The sequence below is a fragment of the Streptomyces dysideae genome (genome assembly GCF_001514305.1).
Classification (GTDB): Bacteria; Actinomycetota; Actinomycetes; order Streptomycetales; family Streptomycetaceae; genus Streptomyces; species Streptomyces dysideae.
In genome coordinates this window covers 124,446-141,199 of sequence record NZ_KQ949089.1, presented here as the reverse complement: position 1 = coordinate 141,199, position 16,754 = coordinate 124,446, and the positions used below count along the sequence as shown (strand labels likewise).

Here is a 16,754-nt window from a genome sequence, read left to right as displayed (position 1 = left end):
TCAGACGGCCAACGCCTCGTGCGCGGAACGCGAGATGTGTGCCGGGGGGAGAGATGCGCCGTTGCGCTGGTCTGCTGACGCGCCGCACGATGTGCGGAACGTCCGACGCGGTCCGGGAGACACGGCGGTGGGCGGTGGAAAGTGACGGCCGAGCGACCAAGAGGGCGCGCGTTCAGCTGGACGCGGTGGCGGCGGATGCCGCGTTCGCGGACTCACTTGGACTCCGACTTACTTGGACTCCGACTTACTTGGACTCCAACTTCCTGCCACCGCCGTACAGGAAGGTGGCCAGCGCACCGCGCGACGTGACTCCTGTCTTGGCGAAGACCTTGTGCAGGTGGTATTCGACGGTACGCGGGCTCACGAAGAGCCGACTGCCGATCTCGGGATTGGTCAGGCCCTCGCTCGCGAGCCGCGCTATCTGCGCCTCCCGAGGGGTCAGGTCGTCGCCGCTGCTCTCAGCGCTCCGCTTCCGAGCGGTCTCCCCGGTGGCCCTCAGCTCGCGCGCCGCGCGCTCGGCGAACGCCTCCATACCTGCGGCCACGAACAGGTCGTGGGCGGTGCGCAGTTGCTCGCGCGCGTCGATCCGGCGCCGCTCGCGGCGCAGCCATTCGCCGTAGACGAGATGCGCCCGCCCGAGATCGGCTCGGCACAGGGTCCGTCCGAGTCTCTCGATCGCCTCCCGGTAGAGGCTCTCGGCGTCCCTGCCCTGGCTGAGGAGAGCCCGCGAGCGGGCCTCTGTCCCAAGGGCCCAGTCGGTAGGGTTCGCCTGAGTCGTCCGCACCAGCCGCTCGAGTGCTCGGGAGGCGCTCTCGCCGTCGCCGCTCCGGACTGCCGCTTCGACCATTTCGGCCGGCCCCCAGTGCACTGCGACGCCCGGAGCCGGCGGGTCGGAGACGACTCGTTCGGCGGCGGCTCGGGCGTCCTCATACCGGCCAAGGCCGTTGCAGAGCACCGCACTGGCCCAGTCCGAGACCGTCAGCCCCACTCCCTCGCCCCGCGACACCGCCTCGCTCGTGGTGGCGCGCACCAGTCGGTCGACCTCGGCCTGGCGTCCCTGCCACGCGGCGAGTGCGAGCGCGCCATAGTTGGTGATCTGAAAACCGGTCGCCGTGACGATCGTGCGCACCTCTTCGCTCAGCGACGCCGCTTCGGGCAGTTCGCCCTGGAAGAGGGATGGCGTCCCGCCGGGTGGTGTAGCCGATCAAGTCGCCGGAATCCGCAGGTCGGCGGCGGTGGCTCCGCACGACCGGTCGCTCAACTCGCCCCAGCAGGACACCTCGTGGACCGCTGGCTCGGCGAAGATCACCTGGAGCCTCGTACTGGAACGCCCAACGCTTGATCCCCTACACCACGACGCGGGACGCGACCGGAAGAGGTGCACGATGATGCGCGAACTCAGGCCCAGAGGCAGTGCGGCGAGCGCGCCGGCGTCACGGGCGAGACGGACATGGCGGTCCGCCAGCACACGACAGGACCTGTCGTCCCACAACGCCACGGCGATGATGAAGGCGAGCCACAGCCAGCGCAGTTCCTCCGCAGGGGAAATGTCGTCCTCGGTGAAGGCGCGCAGGGCCCGCCGCATGGCCGGCGCCGCTGTCGGTGCGTCGTCCGTCAGGAGCACGGCCAGGGCGTCGAGAAGCAGGTCGGCGGCGCGCGGGGCGACCGGCGTGACCGGCGCCGCGCGAGCGGCTGCCGCGATCTCCAGGAGACCACCGCCCTCGACCGCCAGGCGGCCGGCGAACATCGCCGCGGACAACGCCTGCAGATACGTTTCGCGCGCCAGTGAGACGTCCAGCGGCTCAAGTTGCCTGGCAACCTCGAGCAGCATCGGCGGAGCGAGATTGCCACGATGCGTGGTGAACGCGATCTCGGCACGCAGCAAGGACGCGCGGGCACGTTGCAGCTCGTCAAGCGGGCCGGCCAGCGCCGCGGCCAGCAGCGACAGCGCGGCGTCGGGTGCGCACACGAGCGGCCTGCTCTCGGCGGCCGCCGAGAGCAGGCCGAGCACGGCCAGACCGAGGAGGAAGCGATCCGGTGCGGGCCCGTCAAGGATCCCGAACACGATCCGAAGGGCGTCGCGCTGCGGACCCGGCAGGCTGTCCAGAAGGTCTGGCATCGGTGCCAGGAGCTGATGGAGCGCTGCGAACGGAAGCTCCATCTCGGCCTGGACACCCGTTGCGGACACCACGCGGCAGTCGGCAGCCCTGTCCAGCAGGTACTTCAGCAGCGCGGACTTGCCGACCCCCGCCTCACCACGAAGGACCAGCGACTGACTCCGGCCGGCGTGGACGGCCTCGACGAGCCGGTCGAGCGCCTGGCTTTCGGCGTGCCGTCCCAATAGGACAGAGCGGCGCCGCCGGCGGTGTATGTGCTCGTCACCCGACGGAGCCGTCTCCACGCCGCCCCCATAAATGGAACGTCTTGATCTAGAGCCGCTCCAGCATTACAGGGAAATCATGGGTTACCGGTCAGACGTCGACCGGCCCTGCTGGTCGGCACCGAGGTGTACGGCCCGAAATATGTGTTCTTCTCCGCCCGTAAAGACGAGAACTACCTGTCCCGAGTATTTCTGGACTCGCGCTACGTACCCCACCTTCACCCGGGCGGAGAGGCCGCCGTCGCCGTCGAGGGCGTCATCGACATCATGTCCGCGGCTCCTGGCTGCATGGGAGTCCTCTACGACGGCGCATTCCGCGGCGTACACCGGGACGCCATCGCCCGGTACGGCGGCCTCATCGTAAACAAACAGCACAAAGGGAACGAACCGCATTTCTATGAATCACTGCGTCCCGGTCGTTGCATCCACGAATTATGGGCAGCCGACGGGCGCATCGCGGAGAAAGTCCACTACGCGGACGGCACCGCGGAACTCGTCCCCGTATCGATCAAACGACTGGAGCGACGCGGAATCCAGACGTTCCGCTGGTACACCTTCTGGCCATTCCCTGCCGCCACGGCCTCCACGAGCACAGAGCCGCCGTCGGGACGACAAGCCGAAAAGGCGAACGGCCACCCGGTCAAAGTGACGAGGAACGCGGCTTCCATCGTGCCGAGCACCTCCAGCAGATACCGGAACTCACCCGCACTCATCAGCTCGTCTACCCCTACAGAAGCGACGCCGAGTCGGGCCACTCGCAACTCGACGCCTCTCTGTGGAACGGACGCCTCATCTCCTACGGAGTCGAAGCCCAGCAACTCCTGACCCTCGGTTTCGTCCTCTCCCAGAACTCGACCAGCCGCGCACTGCACGAGGAAGGAGCCCCCATGTTCAGCCGCACGGCCTGACCACCCACTCCGCCTTGCTCCGAAACACCAGCGCCCGTCCGAGCGCCGATCCGGTACCCTGTGGATCGAGCGCCCTGGCGGGCGCTGTGGCGTGTCACGCGGGCTCCGCTCGCCTCTTCGCCTCAGCAGCCTGCCCCAGGCCGCTCAGGGCTTGACCGAGAGACCTGGCCGTGACCCGTACACCGAGTTCCGCGCAAGGTTTCGCACAAGCCCCGCCTTCGTAGCTCAGGGGATAGAGCACCGCTCTCCTAAAGCGGGTGTCGCAGGTTCGAATCCTGCCGGGGGCACCACCTGCACCGCAGGTAAGAGAGTTCCAGGCCCCTCGTTCCATTCGAACGGGGGGCCTTCCTCACGCCTGGAGTCCGCAAGGAGTCCACATCCCCACGCGCACCCGAGACGCGCCTCTCGCAGACCCGCGCCGTGTCCGCCGGGAGGACGGCCCGAGCAGGTGAGGACCCCGAGGAGGCCAGGCCGCGCCGGACAGAACCTGGCATACTTGAAGTATGGCAACTCGGAAGATCACCATCACCGTGCCGGAAGAGCTTGTGGAATCGATCAAGGAGCGCGTCGACGCGCGCGGGGTGTCCGGCTACATCGCGGCCGCCGCCGCTCATCAGGACGCCATGGACCGATTGCGCGAATTGGCCGAGCGCCTCGAAGAAGAGCACGGCACCGTGACGGACGACGAGCAGCAAGCAGCGCTGGACCGCATCGCCGCCATCGACGGCTGGCATGACGAGCAGCGCTCGCGTCCGGACGAGGCCGCGTGAGCCGCACCGCCCGAGCGAAACTGCACCGGCCGCGACAACGCGTCTTCGTGTTCGACTCCGAGGCCCTTTCCAAGGCGGTTCAGGGCGATCGGGAGATGGCTGCGCTGATCAAGACGGCTCCGCGGCTCGACATCCCGATCGTCACCTCGGCACTCACGACCTTGGAAGCATGGGACCCTCGCGAAACGTCGAGGCAGGCACTGTGGAACTGGACGCTGTCCCGGATCCGCATCGTGCACACGGACGATCAGGTGATCGCCATGGCGCGCGACATGCTGAAGGCAGCCGGCCTGCATGGGCACAAGTACGCCATCGACGCCATTCTGGCGGCTGTGGCCGGGCGGGAAGCCATGCAGGGAGCTCAGGCAACCGTCTTCACCTCCGACACCGACGACATGAATCAACTCCTCGCGGGACACTCCGTGCGAGTCGAGAAGGTCTGACGAAACGCCGCCCGCGCCTCACTCCAACCACTCGCCGGCTCCCCCGAGCACCCCATGCCCACGTCGGACAGCATCCACCGGCACGTATTCAGCACACATGGGAACGGGAAGCACCGTGAACACGTGAGAACTACGGAGGAGTGTTTCCCTTGGTCAGACGCCCCGTGGCCCGCATCTCCGCAGGTCAGCGCCTCGTCCAGGGAAAACTCCTAAAGCGGGTGTCGCAGGTTCGAATCCTGCCGGGCGCACCAAAGTAGTTGTTTTCGAACCCTCACCCCCGTAAACGGGGGCCAAGGGTTCCCCGGATAGACCCCCAGTGGCGCGTAGCGACCTGGGGGTCTTCTGGTTGGTTGGGGTGATGTCACTGTCGTCCGCGTTGCTAAGCGCGTCGGCCATGATGGCGAGCCCCGTCTCCCGGTCTACCTGGATGGCTCGTCCGGCATCAAGCACTTCGGGTGCGAGCAGAATATCGAACGGTTTGGTGTGGTGGCTGTGGACGCCGTCGTCTTCATCGATCAGCAGGCGGGTGAAAAACGCCTGGTTGAACATCCGCCTGACTGCGGGCTCTGCCCTCCGGTAAGCGGCCTGGCAGTCACCAGCCAGGTCAAGCGCTGCGGTCAGGTTCGCTTCCAGCTTGTCGGATACAGCCGTGACGGCCTCCAGGCGTTCCTGGACGGCGGTCAAGCGTCTCCCGATGCGCTGCTGTTCGCTGGCGATCATGTCCATTGGCATCGCACCGCTGTAGATGGCCTCGACAAGCTTCTGACGCTGGGCGGTCAGCCGGGCGTGTTCGTTCGTTAGGAGGCGGCGCTCCTCCTCGTCCTGCTTGTGGTGTTCGACCAGCACTTCCCGCAGTGTGCGCTCCAGTGTCGCGCGCAGGGCGGGTTCGAGCTGGACGGTCGCCCAGTGCTCCTCGACCAACTTCTCCACCTTGGAGGTGAGCATGGCCTTGCGCGTGCAGGCGGTGGTCTTCTGATGTCGTCCCAGGCACACGAAGTATGGGTAGACGGTCCCGTGCCGGTTCTTGGCGTTGGTGATGATCAGGCGGCTGCCGCAGGTACCGCAGAACACGCTCGACTTGAGGTAGTGCGGGTGTTCGCGCTGCTTCTCGCCGACCAAGTGGCTGGCGAAAACATCCTGTACTTTTTCCCAGGTCACGGGGTCGGTGAGCGGCTGGTGCCTACCGGGATGCGACACGCCCCGGTAGATGACCTCACCCTTGTAGTAGGGGTTCGTCAGGATGGCGTGCAGGACGTTCGGCTTGACCGGCCGGGCGGCGAGTTTCGGCGTCTTCCTGGTGGTCAGGCCGCGCAGCTCCAGTTCGTCGGCCATGGAGCGCAGTGTCCATTCACCGGTGGCGTAGGCGGCGTATGCCCAGGCGATCAGGTCGGCACGCTCGGGGTCGATCTCGACAGTGCGTTCCTCCCGACCCTCGTCCGTGGTGCGTCCGACGTTGCGGTAGCCGAGCGGCACCCGGCCAGGCGTTCCGCCCGCGATGGCTTTCTGCGACATGCCCTTGTGCACTTCGGTCGCTAGATTGCGCGAGTAGAACTCCGCGATCGAGGACATGATGCCGTGCAGCAACATGCCCGAGGGTGTCTCGTCGATGTTCTCGGTGGCCGACACCAACGTCGCCCCGGCCTTCTTGATGGCCATGGTGATCTCGATGTCATCCACTCGGTTGCGTGCCAGCCGGTCAACCTTGTGCACGAGCACGTAGTCGACACGGTGCGTCGCCAGGTAGGAGAGCATCCGCTTCAGGTCGGGGCGGTCAGCAGACTTGGCCGACTCCCCGGCGTCCACGAACTCGGCGACGATGACCGCATCGAGCGATTCCGCCTTCCGGTGCAGTGCCTCACGTTGCGCCGGGATGGAGAACCCTTCCGCCTGTCCGCCTTTCTGGGCCTGCTCCTTGGTGCTGACGCGCAGGTACGTCACGGCCAATGCTTCAGCCGAAACTTGTGCCGGTTTTCCTTTTTCTTCTTTCACGCATTTCCTCCTTGCGTTTGCCTTTTGGGGTAGTCCCATTCTACCTCCGAATTGGGTAATTACTAAGCGTAATTCCGGGGTTACTACCAGGGTGCGCCGGGGGTTTACGGCGAGTTTCCGGGGATTTCCTCCGGCTCGCCGAAACCACCGGCTATCAGGGAAGGGAATTCTCCGGTCGTCACCACCCGGAACACCCCGGCGGCCACCTGTTCACGGAGCCGTGGTTCAGTGAACAGCGCTGCCCGGATGGCGGTTCGCCGTTTGGCGTCGGGAACGACCCAGACCACAGCCGGAAACAGTCCGTGTTCCTGCTGATGGATGCCAGTCGCGGCGTACTGCTGGTATTGGAGAGCCTTGCGAACGATGACCGGCGCGTGTTCGGTGGCGTTGTCGGCCTCAATGAACCAGTGGTGCTCGTAGTCTCCGCCGGCCGTAATGGCGAACAGGTCGGGCTTGAGCCAGGCTCGTGCGCCGTGCGCGGACAGGAACGTGCGCCAGCACTCCGGTTCGGCTTCCAGTCGTAGCAGCTCGACCGCGCCCCGGCGGGCCAGCTCATAGAGGCGGATGGCGAGGTCAGCGCTAGCGAGCGTGTGGGCGATGAAGCTCGGAGACGGCTCACTGTAGCGGCGTCGGGCGGCGTCGCCGTGCCGGGCACGCAGTAAGCGCTCACCGCTTGCACCAAGCTGCCAGGTGATCCCGGAACTCCCAGCCCGCACACCGCCAATACGGCGGTGCAGCCTGGTGATCAGGCGACGGGATTCCATCCGGGTCAGAACGCGGATGGTGGCAACTGCGGCGGCCATTTCCGTTGCATGGCTCTTGCCGCTGCCCGCTTCCCGTGGCTCGCCGCCAATCGGGAAGTGCAGCCGTCGGATAAGGATGGTGGTCAGTGCGCGGTGTATGCGCAATGATTCAAGGATAGCTAGATCGCGCTCGGAGAGTGATTCGATCAAACTCGCTATATCGTTGTACTTCATTCTTTCTCCCTTCTTTTGAAACTTGCATTTTCCACGTGGCGGCACTCGGGGTGCTGCCGGTGGATACTTCAGCGTGGAATCTGTTTGGGGGCACCTGCGCTTCACGGGCCGCGCACGGGCGGGTCGGGAGCTGCGGTTTGGACTGCTGGAGATGCACTCAGTCCCCTCCCGCGCGTGCAGGTGAACAGGCGCGGAGCTGGGCGAATGCGGCTGTCTACTCCAACGTGGATAGAGGAGCGGACAGAGGGGCGATGACAGCATGGGCAGTGCATCGCGATTCCCCTTGCGAGCCTGGCTAGTTCACGAGGTGTCAGATCGGCTCCGGCGTTTGTAGCCGAATTGCTGCGGAGCTGTGCCGGGCACTTCCGGCGGTTTGCTGCTATTGGCTGCCGTGGGCACTGGAGCGGTTTGTAGGGGCGCGTAATTGGTGCGGGCTATCGTGCGAACTGCTTCGGCGTCGGAGATGGCCGGTGGCGGCGGGAGGGTGCGCACCAGTCCCCAGCCGGAAGGCGCACCATTCGCCACAAGATTCGCGTATGCATGGAATCTTGGCAGGCTCATGAAGTCCTGCGGCTCCAGCTCTGGGGCCAGCTTGGTCGCCAGGTCGCGAGCATCATCGGCTTCGGTCGCAAAGACGATCTTGCTCCGCGCGTTGATATCCACCGCTGTACGCAGCTCTGACGGGAACTGGCTGCGGAACTGCGCTGCCAAAAACCACCCTACGGACAAACTCCGCGAAATGGCCAAGGCATCTGCGAGCGAGGTCGACAGGTGAACGAACCGCGGTGCTTCATCCACGTACACCGTGCCTGGCCGCAGGTGTGCGTTCGCCTCGCTGGCCCGCTCCTGCACGGCCTGCCAGCACTCGGCAATGATCAGGCTCCCCAAAAGCGAGGCCACCCCAGGCCCGACGAGGCCCTCGTTGAGCCCTACGAGTACGACCCTGCTTGTTCGGAAGACGTCCCGAAGCCGGAACTTCCCGGCTCGCTGATCCAGCATCCGCACCACCGCCGGCCGCAGCAGGAATTGTCGTAGTTTGTTCATGGGCGCGGCCAGGACAGCCGCTTGGGCGGCAGGGCCTTGCTCCTCCCAAGCCGACCAGAACCCAGCCAGCGCCAAGTCGTTCTGGATGCGGCCGACATACGGGCGACGGAAGGCCGGGTCGGTGAACAACCGGGGCAGGTCCGTCAAGGTGGCCGGGGCGTTCGGAAGGCTGCCGCGGGCCAGTGTGCGCAAGCCGGAGCTGAAGATGTCCGCCGTACGAGGACCGTAGCCGTCGCTGAACACAGCCGCGAAGACGGCCAGGATGCCGTCAACGACCACATCCGGGTCTCGGTGGCCAATGTCCAGCGGATTGAACCCGGTTGGCGAAGCGTCGGCGGCGTTCAGCTCGACGATTCTCTCTACCTGGTCCGCAGGTACACGCGCCAAGATGTCGTCAATGAGCTGCCGTTTTGGATCTAGGACGACTACCGGACGGCCCGCCGCAATGTCCGCCAAAATAAGGCGAAGCAGTACATTTGTCTTCCCGGAGCCGCTCGGCCCGTAGGCGACCCCGTGGAACGTTTGGTCAGCGGGCGCGATGCCTACCACCCTGTCGTCGCCGGGCGCTGCGCTACGGGCGAAGACCCGTTCGCCCTGGTGGACTCGTGCCGAGGCGCGCAGGGGCTTCGGATGCAACGGCGGCAGTCCGGGCAACTCCTCGTCACCCAAGGGCCAACTCAGGAGTCCGGCGATCTCGGGCACGGACAGCTTGAGCGGCCACAGCCACGGCCGACGTGCCTCGTTAATCCGAGCTGCACTGTCGTGAACCAGCCGTATCCGTGTGCCCGGCCCCTGGGCGACCGTCAGGCCGGACAAGACGCCGAGGAGTAGGTTGGCTCGCCGCTGACGCGTGGTGGCTGCCGCCCCGACGCGGATCGTGGCCATAAAGCCGGGGTGTTCCACGCGCTTCTTGAGCCGGGTACGAAGCTCCGTCCCCGCCGGGCGACTGCCGGTCAGCAGTACTCGGCCGAGCGGCAGACTAGGGTCGGGAACCTCTGCGGGCAACACACTGGGCAGGATGCGGGGCCCAAGCACGACCTGGACGACGAGCGCCTCGTCCTCCGACAGCGGTACGGCCAGGGCCGAGAGCACCGCCCGGGAAGTAGCTTCCGGAGCATCCATGTTGAGCGGAAGGTACGTGGGCCGAACTCGCAACCGACCTGCCGACCGCATCTGAGGGCGCGCCGGACGGTGCTCGGGCGAGTCGTCCAGGAAGCTGCCCGGCAGGAAGTGCCCAAGCAGCCGACCAAGCCGCGCTATGTCTACTGGACGGCCACCGAGCAGGTAGCGCACATGACCACCTTCGGCCCGCAGCTCCCATACCAGCGGCGCGACCTGACGATCTGCCGCCAGCCGGCCCACCAAGGCGAGCGCCGCATCGGCATCGAGCGGGCGGGGCAGGTGCAGCCGAGCAAACAGCAGTCCGTTACCTGAGGCAGCCGTCATTCGCGGGCACCTTCCTCGGGATTGGCGGCATCTGCGGTGCGCTGCTGTTCAGCGAGGACTACCGCCAGCAGGGCCTTACCGAGCTTGCGGATGTCCGGTGTTTCGCGCCGGACGCCCTCGACGAAGAACCGGCGTTCCGGCCGAGGGCTGCGTCTGCGCCGCGTCATGCCTCCCTCCTGGTGTCCGGAGCGTCTCCTCGTGGCCGGTCGCTCGGCACGGGGAAGCCGGGAATCACGATGTCTGAATCGACCTCGTTGCCCCAAATCGACCACCCCCGATTGCTCGGTGGTCTGCGGCGGGCAAAGAGCTCCAAATACGGACCATCCGACAATCGCTCAATGAGGGCGTACTGCTCGTCGGGCTTCCTGGAGTGCTCAGCTACCGGCGCACAGATCCAGGTCGGCTGGCTCCGAAACTTCACTGGCGCCGCGCCCCGTGTACAGAACAGGACGTGCTCGGTAGAGTTGCGCAGATATGCGCCCAAACCGAGACGAAACTTCACCCAGGTAAGCACCGAACGCGCTTGGAATCCCCAGGCTTCCGCTACGTCGTAGCCATCCCGAAGTGAGGAATTTGTGCACCACAGATAAAGGTGCGCATCGTCCTCGGCGAGGTCACCGACCGGGAGCCTTTTTATCCGCTCAAGGCTCATGAGCGGATAATGACGCTCTGCTCCCTTTTTCCCGGACTGCTGGTGATCCCATGGCGGGTCCGCCAGGATGGTGCGGAAGCGGGTGGGGGCCTTCCGCAGCGTTGATTCTTCTTCCACATGCTCTCCTTTCTTTTTTCGCTCCGGCTGGCAGGTTGCCCCAGAGCTATGTATACATTTAGAACATGGCGATGATCTTGAAAATCGTTAATTCGCTCGAATTTTCGCCCGAAGGTTCGAGCGAATTAACGATCGGCTGAGCCTGTTAATGGGCTCTTTTTGTGCGGGATTTGGGAGACGAGAAGGTTGTTGTAGTTTTGTACACGGCGACTGTGATCAGGCCGCCCATTACCAGTACCGCCGCCGATACACCAGCCTGGCAATACCGACCACCGCAGCCACGACGGCCGCGGCGATCAGGAACGGCACGACCGGGCGTACCAACTCGTACGCCCACCGAATGCAGTACGCAGAGAGCAGGAGAAGAACGAGCGCACGAAGCGCTCGTGTCTCCCACCTTGGCCCGGGAATCATGCGGGCCGGTACTCCTCGTGGGCCGTCGAGCTGGTGGCGATCCCCAAGGCGTCGACCCGATTCAGCTCGGCCAGCAGCCGGAGCTTGGCGGCCTGCTTGCGGTCACGCTCTTCGTCGAAGGTGGCCATGAAGGCCGCCTGGAACGAGTCCACGAGCACCGTGATGGTCTTGGACTTGAGCAGTTCCAGCGGTACGGCAACCGCTGTGTGGGAAGTGGTGGTCACTCCTTGTTTCCTTTCCCTTGATTGCGCATGGCGTCGGTGATGCGCTTGAGAGCCTCGGCCGTCTTGATGGCGTCGCGGTTCTTCTGCCACTGCCGGATGTGGCCGAGGAGGTATGCGGCTCCGACGACCGCCAGGGTTTCCAGACCGCTCACATGCGCCCCCGGTAGGCGGTGCGGCGCATTTGTTCCTCGGCGCGGTGAACCTGACTTGCGATGTCCTCGCGGGCCGCATGTATGCGACGGCTCACCCGCATCTGCGGAACGTCGCGGTAGTACTGCCAAGCGCGTCCGGCAAAGATGCCGGCGAACATGCCCAGCAGGTCGAGCACGAGTCGCATGTCAGTCGATCTCCGCATTGAAGATCGAGACCGAACGGGCAATGCCCGTAACCGTCGTCCCGATGATGAGGTCGATGGCTGCCGCAGCATCCGGATTGGCGGCCTTGTACTGCGCGCCGATGGCGTGCAGGTACGAGACCTCTCCGATCGCGTGCTCGGCGGTGACGGCCTTGGCGTGCATGACGGCACGGTTCACGTAGGTGACGTGCTCGACACCCTGAATGGTGCGGTCGGTACGGCCCGCCGGGCTGATGCCACGGCCTCCGTACAGCCCGACCGATTGTGAAAACCTCACGGTCGCTGTCCTCTCTCATGCTGCTGCCACTCCCTGGTGGAGCGGCGGACGGCACTGACACTCCGAGAGGACGAGCGCGAAGACCACACCTGAAAGCCCGCGAAACTCAGCGAATAGCTCGAAGACCAGCGAAGATGCGAAGACGATCAAGGAGTTCGTGATCAAGACGTCGTGAGCGCGAACGAGCTGGCAGACTGAGCCCATGTCAGGAGAGCGTGAGCGGACGCCGCGGGCAGTCCGTATTGAGCAAGAGCTGATGGAACTGCGGCAACGCGGAGTCTCGAGCGTAGACACAAAGACACATAATCAGTTGCCGCTGAAGCTAGCCGAATTGACTGCCCTGGCGAATATTTACGGGGACAAGGCTGGCATGAATGGCCGGTCGCGACCGGAGATTCTGGAACGACTCATCGCTGAAGCCCTGAAAGAGTTTGAGAAGAAAGGAGAGAAACTCAAGGCGTCCGTCGTGCAAGAACTCTTCTTCGGTAAAAAAGGCCACAAGAGGAGGCCGGGCGTCTTGCTAAAAGAAGCTCGCGAGCGCGCAGGAGTTTCTGAGACTACTTTTCGAGAGAACTACCAGAAGCCAGCATTCGGCACCTTCTCTGACTTTCTCGACACCTGGAATGTGCAGAACTCTGCCAGGCAAGATGACTGTTCTGACGGAGATTCGCAGCAGGGCTACCCGCCAGAGGGTTCACCTACCAGGTATGAACTTTCGGCTGCGCGCCGCAAGCGCCGCAATAGGAGGAAGAAAGGCTGCGGGGGGATTACGATCGTCATCGTAATCGGCTTCATATCTTCGATCGTTTATTACAGTTCAATTGTTGGCTATATAAGGCACGAGGGCGCTCAGGGCATTAGTAACGGTCCTCACGCGGACGGGACCTACACGGAGCTTGCTGGAGAATCTGGAAGCGCTGTATTTGATGACCCCAGACATCCGTCAAAAGAAGGTGAAAGAATCATCGCAGGTCTACCAGTTCGCGTCTCGTGCATTCTCACAGTTAGTGCAGATGGCGATCGTTCCCAGGAAGATCTCTGGTATCGGATTGCAAGCGACCCATGGAATGACAAGTGGTACGCGCGAGCCAAGAATTTTTGGCGAGACGACAATGTCAAAAAGATCCCCACATGCAATTAGTCACTCGTATCGGGATCAGGCCCTAAAAGCCGCTCCGTGAAGGCTGTCAGGATTTTGGCATTGCTGGCATACATTCCCGTATAAGGCCAAGCATCAGCTGTGCGGTCATCAGCCTTAAGCCGCTCTCTAACGGCCCACATGTCTGCGTATGCCTCCCGGCTGCCTTTGGGTGTGACCATAACCGGAGGCAGTGAGGGATCTACACGGGGGTGGTCGCCCCCACTTGACTTGAATAACATCGTCCATGCCATTGTGGCGGCACGTTGCGTGAAGCCAGCCTCTTCGGCAAAGCACAAGAGGTCCTCTTTGCTGGCAAGAACTTGTTGGGGTCCCTCTTCGGCGTTCTGCGATGGCTCCTCGTACTGAACGGTAAGTGTTAGGCCGAGGCCACCGACCATTTCACGGAGCATCTCAATGCGATCTGGCGTCATGGCGTGCATCGCCTCTACACTGCCGTGCAGAAGGAGCCCTTGCGGATTACTCCCTTCAGTCTCAACATTTCGTGGCATTTTCATAATTATCTATACTTATAGAACATTTTAGTTGAAAGGTCAACTCCTAAAGCTCGTTCGACCCTGAAACTAGAGCACTTTCAGGGCTATGCGAGTCAGAAGTGATGAATAAGTCTGAGCTGTTTAGTCTGAATGTTCCGATTGATCTTGCTCCCCCAACACCTCATGCACCTCCGCCCCCGCATCCAGGTAGACAGCCTCACAGAACACCATCCGCACAATGGGATGCGAGCTGACATGCTCCAGCGACGGAACAACGAGATGCTGGATGCCACCTCGCTGGAGCATGGCGACCACCTGCCCGACGCTCAGCCCTCGGCCACGGTCGTGGTGAATGTCCAGCAGCCTCAAGTTGTGTGCGTGCGCGTACTCGCGAAGCTGCTTCTCCAGCACCTCGACCTCGTCGTCTGGCACGTCAATGAGGCGCAGGTAGCCGTAGGCGGGTTCTTTCTCCGAGGAAGGCATGGGGAAACTCCAGGGGTAACAAGGAAGTTGGATCACCCGCTGTGGGCTCGGTGAAAACATGCGCTACGCCAGCGATATGACGCACCACACGACCTTGCCGCCGGTAGGAGGTTGGAAATATCCCCACTCCTTGGCGAGGGCCTCCACGATGAACAGCCCCCGGCCGTTCTCGGCTTGGGGGCTGACGTTCGTTCTGCGGACTGGCGGTCGGTGGAAGCCATCTGCCACCTCGACCACCAGCTCGCCGGGCAAGTAGCGCAGCGTCAGCGCGATGCGTGACACCGAGACGCCCGGATTTTCCTCATTGACGCGTACGGCGTTGGTCACCAGCTCCGACACGCACAGCTCGACCGTGTCGATCCGTTCAACTACCAGGCCCCACGCACCGAGGACATCCCTCGTGTGACGCCTGGCCCATGGGGAAGCGTCGAGCTGTGCGGCCAGCTCCAGCCGGCTGACGAGGTGTTCAGCGATCACGGCCCGCCTCCTGCCCGGCAGGAGCGTTCTGTCCGAGCGGCTCGACCAACCAGAGCGTTCCGCCGATCTCCCGCTCTACCTCGTCCCTCATGATCCCCGCCAGCACCGGGATCTGGTGGAGGTGCTGCGGCGAGGGCATGACGACGTTGGCAACGTTCTTCGTATGGCAGTGCGTTACAACTTCCTGCCACGCCTTGAGCTGTTGCCACTTGGCCTCGACGAACACGTCCGCCAGGACGAGGCCGTTCTCCTCGGCGAACACCACGAGGTCGCGCTGTACGCGCAGCACGTCTTGTATGCCCATGCCGGGCAGCACTCGGAGATAGCCGTAAGCAAGTCGGGGCGGTGTGGCCATGGTGCCTCGGTTCCTTGCCCCGTGTCGGGCGGGGGCAAATGGGGGTACCCGAGCTTGCTTGCCGCCGGTAGGCAGGCCAACTACGGCCACGTATAAGGGGTATACCTCTGGCGTATTGCCCTTTGCGGGCCCCGTATGGCAATACGCTGGAGGGGGCAAGAGGCCAGGGGCAACAGGGCGGGAGTACCGGCGGCATGGCACCACAGCAACCAGCCCGCTACTGCCAGTGCGGTACCCGCCTGGCCAGGGACAATGCCGGAGATAGCTGCGGGGCATGTACCCGCCAGGAGCGAAGTTCAGCAGGGCAACCGCCCGATCTGCCTGCCGATTTCTGGCAGCACCCCCGGATGCGCGAGGCTCTGGAGAGCTGGCACTTCGGCCAGGTGCTCTACGCCTACCGTACCCATCCGCACCACGGACGGGCCCTGTCGCAAGGAGCCGTCGCCAACTGGCTCGGCCTGACCCAGGCGCAGCTCTCGCGCATCGAGAACGGATCGGCCCCGCAGGACCTGTCCAAGCTCATGCAATGGGCGCATAGCCTGAAGATCCCGGCCGACTTACTGTGGTTCAAGCTCCGAGGTAGCGAAAGCCAGGTCACCGCTCCCGCCAAGCCGCGGGACGAGAGCGATCACCAGAAGCCAGAGCAGTCATCCCAGACCCAGGGCTCGACGCTGCTTCCCGTCGTGGTCGCCGGACAGACCGTCCTCGTACCCATCGACGCCTCCGCACTGGCGACCAGCGGCCTCGGCAGGCGAACGGCAATCCCAGCCGACAGCGACGTCACGAGCACAGAGCACGAGGCCATGAGTCCGCTCCACCGTAGAACCCTCCTCAGCGGCATTGCCGCTGCTGCCTTGCCTGGTCTGGGCCTGGAGGAACTCCAGCGCGTCGCAAGCGCGTTGGAAGATTCCCGCCGCTACCAAGGCGGTCCGGTTATCGACTACTTCCGCACGCAGCTCGACCACGCCAAGCGCGACGACGGAGCCCGCGGCCCCAAGAAGACGCTGCCGGTCGTCCTTGGGTTGCTCGGAGCGATTGAGCAGCATGCGAGGAACGTCAAGCCCAAGGCCCGCCGCGAGCTGCTGTCGGTCGGGGCCGACGGCGCGGAATTCGCTGGGTGGCTGTACCGCGACATCCGCCAGCCCGGACAGGCCGGCTTCTGGTACGACCGCGCCATGGAGTGGGCTCAAGAAGCCGACGACGCCGCCATGCAGGGCTACGTCCTGCTCAAGAAGTCCCAAGTGGCGTACGACGACCGCGACGCGTTGCGGGTGCTCACCTTGGCCCAAGCAGCTCGTCACGAGCGGTGGCAGTTGCCCGCTCGGGCTCAGGCTGAGGTCACCCAGCAAGAGGCCCTCGGTCTGGCCATGACCGGCGAACCGCTGGACGCCGTCAAGGGGAAGCTCGACGAAGCGCACAGCCTCCTTACCAACGTGCCCGGTGACGACCCCAACCCGCTGGGGGCGTACTTCACCGAGGACACGCTGCTAGTCCGCAACGCTGTTACCTACACCGAGGCCGGGAAGCCGAGCATGGCGGTGGAACTGTTCGGGGAGGCGATCTCGGCCGGGACGCTGTCGCGCCGCGACACGGGGTTCTTCACGGCGCGGCGCGCTGCTGCCGTGGCGCTCTGCGGGGAACCCGACGAAGCCGCCCAGCTGGGCCGGGCATCCGCCGAGGTAGCCCACGTGATGAAGTCGGAGCGGACCCTGCGTGTCCTCTCCGAGGTGCTGCACACCCTTGACCGCTGGAGTGGCCGGCCAGCGGTACGAGACTTCCGCGAGGCTCTGCGAGCTTCGTGAGGTGTA

19 protein-coding genes and 1 tRNA gene are annotated in these 16,754 nt (G+C 64.3%); 6 read left to right on the top strand and 14 right to left on the bottom strand.

The window, feature by feature from the left end; translation table 11 throughout:
- Window positions 1-244: 244 nt before the first annotated feature.
- Window positions 245-1,129, bottom strand: coding sequence for a helix-turn-helix transcriptional regulator (locus AQJ91_RS23540; protein ID WP_067025203.1), 885 nt, complete (start codon window positions 1,127-1,129; stop codon window positions 245-247).
- A gap of 75 nt (window positions 1,130-1,204) precedes the next feature.
- A complete protein-coding gene (locus tag AQJ91_RS23535) occupies window positions 1,205-2,341 on the bottom strand; it encodes an ATP-binding protein (RefSeq protein WP_067025199.1) in 1,137 nt (378 codons plus the stop codon).
- A 183-nt stretch (window positions 2,342-2,524) separates the two neighbouring features.
- On the opposite strand from AQJ91_RS23535, the gene AQJ91_RS53740 reads away from it, so the two are divergent.
- The 4 genes from AQJ91_RS53740 (at window position 2,525) to AQJ91_RS23510 (ending at window position 4,501) form a co-directional block, all read left to right on the top strand.
- Complete coding sequence (locus tag AQJ91_RS53740) at window positions 2,525-3,205, top strand: hypothetical protein (RefSeq protein ID WP_159054642.1); 681 nt, start codon at window positions 2,525-2,527, stop codon at window positions 3,203-3,205.
- 297 nt (window positions 3,206-3,502) lie between these two features.
- Window positions 3,503-3,578 (top strand) — tRNA-Arg (locus AQJ91_RS23520).
- Window positions 3,579-3,791: 213 nt separating this feature from the next.
- Window positions 3,792-4,058 (top strand): hypothetical protein, encoded by a 267-nt coding sequence (locus AQJ91_RS23515; RefSeq protein ID WP_067025190.1) that lies wholly within the window; start codon window positions 3,792-3,794, stop codon window positions 4,056-4,058.
- Window positions 4,055-4,501 carry a hypothetical protein gene (locus tag AQJ91_RS23510; protein ID WP_067025187.1) on the top strand — a complete coding sequence of 149 codons (447 nt, stop codon included), beginning with the start codon at window positions 4,055-4,057 and terminating at the stop codon, window positions 4,499-4,501. Before AQJ91_RS23515 ends, AQJ91_RS23510 begins: the two co-directional genes overlap by 4 nt.
- A 153-nt stretch (window positions 4,502-4,654) precedes the next feature.
- Here the strand turns inward: AQJ91_RS23510 and AQJ91_RS23505 are convergent, their stop codons facing one another.
- The 9 genes from AQJ91_RS23505 to AQJ91_RS23470 all read right to left on the bottom strand — a co-directional run bounded on the left by AQJ91_RS23505 (window position 4,655) and on the right by AQJ91_RS23470 (window position 11,996).
- A complete protein-coding gene (locus tag AQJ91_RS23505) occupies window positions 4,655-6,490 on the bottom strand; it encodes a recombinase family protein (protein WP_159054641.1) in 1,836 nt (611 codons plus the stop codon).
- A gap of 104 nt (window positions 6,491-6,594) precedes the next feature.
- Entirely contained in the window at window positions 6,595-7,467 is an 873-nt protein-coding gene (locus AQJ91_RS23500) for a replication-relaxation family protein (protein ID WP_079085145.1), read from the bottom strand.
- A 300-nt stretch (window positions 7,468-7,767) separates the two neighbouring features.
- Window positions 7,768-9,957, bottom strand: coding sequence for a type IV secretory system conjugative DNA transfer family protein (locus AQJ91_RS23495; protein WP_234382839.1), 2,190 nt, complete (start codon window positions 9,955-9,957; stop codon window positions 7,768-7,770).
- On the bottom strand, window positions 9,954-10,124 hold the full coding sequence (locus AQJ91_RS53735) for a hypothetical protein (RefSeq protein WP_159054640.1): 171 nt from the start codon (window positions 10,122-10,124) through the stop codon (window positions 9,954-9,956). Before AQJ91_RS53735 ends, AQJ91_RS23495 begins: the two co-directional genes overlap by 4 nt.
- The gene (locus tag AQJ91_RS49875; RefSeq protein ID WP_079085144.1) at window positions 10,121-10,726 is read right to left on the bottom strand and encodes an MT-A70 family methyltransferase; all 606 of its coding nucleotides are present in this window, start codon (window positions 10,724-10,726) and stop codon (window positions 10,121-10,123) included. Before AQJ91_RS49875 ends, AQJ91_RS53735 begins: the two co-directional genes overlap by 4 nt.
- Before the next feature lie 410 nt (window positions 10,727-11,136).
- Entirely contained in the window at window positions 11,137-11,364 is a 228-nt protein-coding gene (locus AQJ91_RS23480) for a hypothetical protein (protein WP_067025172.1), read from the bottom strand.
- Complete coding sequence (locus AQJ91_RS53730) at window positions 11,361-11,516, bottom strand: hypothetical protein (RefSeq protein WP_159054639.1); 156 nt, start codon at window positions 11,514-11,516, stop codon at window positions 11,361-11,363. Before AQJ91_RS53730 ends, AQJ91_RS23480 begins: the two co-directional genes overlap by 4 nt.
- Window positions 11,513-11,701, bottom strand: coding sequence for a hypothetical protein (locus AQJ91_RS23475; RefSeq protein ID WP_067025169.1), 189 nt, complete (start codon window positions 11,699-11,701; stop codon window positions 11,513-11,515). Before AQJ91_RS23475 ends, AQJ91_RS53730 begins: the two co-directional genes overlap by 4 nt.
- A gap of 1 nt (window position 11,702) precedes the next feature.
- Window positions 11,703-11,996, bottom strand: coding sequence for a hypothetical protein (locus tag AQJ91_RS23470; protein WP_067025166.1), 294 nt, complete (start codon window positions 11,994-11,996; stop codon window positions 11,703-11,705).
- Window positions 11,997-12,198: 202 nt separating this feature from the next.
- On the opposite strand from AQJ91_RS23470, the gene AQJ91_RS53725 reads away from it, so the two are divergent.
- On the top strand, window positions 12,199-13,137 hold the full coding sequence (locus AQJ91_RS53725) for a hypothetical protein (RefSeq protein WP_159054637.1): 939 nt from the start codon (window positions 12,199-12,201) through the stop codon (window positions 13,135-13,137).
- A 635-nt stretch (window positions 13,138-13,772) separates the two neighbouring features.
- Here AQJ91_RS53725 and AQJ91_RS23460 read toward each other — a convergent pair.
- The 3 genes from AQJ91_RS23460 to AQJ91_RS23450 all read right to left on the bottom strand — a co-directional run bounded on the left by AQJ91_RS23460 (window position 13,773) and on the right by AQJ91_RS23450 (window position 14,946).
- Window positions 13,773-14,114 carry a hypothetical protein gene (locus AQJ91_RS23460; RefSeq protein ID WP_067025160.1) on the bottom strand — a complete coding sequence of 114 codons (342 nt, stop codon included), beginning with the start codon at window positions 14,112-14,114 and terminating at the stop codon, window positions 13,773-13,775.
- 63 nt (window positions 14,115-14,177) lie between these two features.
- Window positions 14,178-14,591, bottom strand: coding sequence for an ATP-binding protein (locus AQJ91_RS23455; protein ID WP_067025158.1), 414 nt, complete (start codon window positions 14,589-14,591; stop codon window positions 14,178-14,180).
- Entirely contained in the window at window positions 14,581-14,946 is a 366-nt protein-coding gene (locus AQJ91_RS23450) for a hypothetical protein (RefSeq protein WP_067025155.1), read from the bottom strand. Before AQJ91_RS23450 ends, AQJ91_RS23455 begins: the two co-directional genes overlap by 11 nt.
- 347 nt (window positions 14,947-15,293) lie before the next feature.
- Between AQJ91_RS23450 and AQJ91_RS23445 the strand changes: the two genes are divergently transcribed.
- On the top strand, window positions 15,294-16,748 hold the full coding sequence (locus tag AQJ91_RS23445; RefSeq protein WP_067025152.1) for a helix-turn-helix domain-containing protein: 1,455 nt from the start codon (window positions 15,294-15,296) through the stop codon (window positions 16,746-16,748).
- Window positions 16,749-16,754 lie beyond the last annotated feature (6 nt).

Excerpts from the sequence above, each read along its gene's own strand:
- AQJ91_RS23515 (WP_067025190.1), top strand. The coding sequence starts at position 3,792 with ATGGCAACTCGGAAGATCACCATCACCGTGCCGGAAGAGCTTGTGGAA.
- AQJ91_RS23500 (WP_079085145.1), bottom strand. The coding sequence starts at position 7,467 with ATGAAGTACAACGATATAGCGAGTTTGATCGAATCACTCTCCGAGCGC.
- AQJ91_RS23495 (WP_234382839.1), bottom strand. The coding sequence starts at position 9,957 with ATGACGGCTGCCTCAGGTAACGGACTGCTGTTTGCTCGGCTGCACCTG.
- AQJ91_RS53735 (WP_159054640.1), bottom strand. The coding sequence starts at position 10,124 with ATGACGCGGCGCAGACGCAGCCCTCGGCCGGAACGCCGGTTCTTCGTC.
- AQJ91_RS23475 (WP_067025169.1), bottom strand. The coding sequence starts at position 11,701 with ATGCGACTCGTGCTCGACCTGCTGGGCATGTTCGCCGGCATCTTTGCC.
- AQJ91_RS53725 (WP_159054637.1), top strand. The coding sequence starts at position 12,199 with ATGTCAGGAGAGCGTGAGCGGACGCCGCGGGCAGTCCGTATTGAGCAA.
- AQJ91_RS23460 (WP_067025160.1), bottom strand. The coding sequence starts at position 14,114 with ATGCCTTCCTCGGAGAAAGAACCCGCCTACGGCTACCTGCGCCTCATT.
- AQJ91_RS23450 (WP_067025155.1), bottom strand. The coding sequence starts at position 14,946 with ATGGCCACACCGCCCCGACTTGCTTACGGCTATCTCCGAGTGCTGCCC.
- AQJ91_RS23445 (WP_067025152.1), top strand. The coding sequence starts at position 15,294 with ATGCGCGAGGCTCTGGAGAGCTGGCACTTCGGCCAGGTGCTCTACGCC.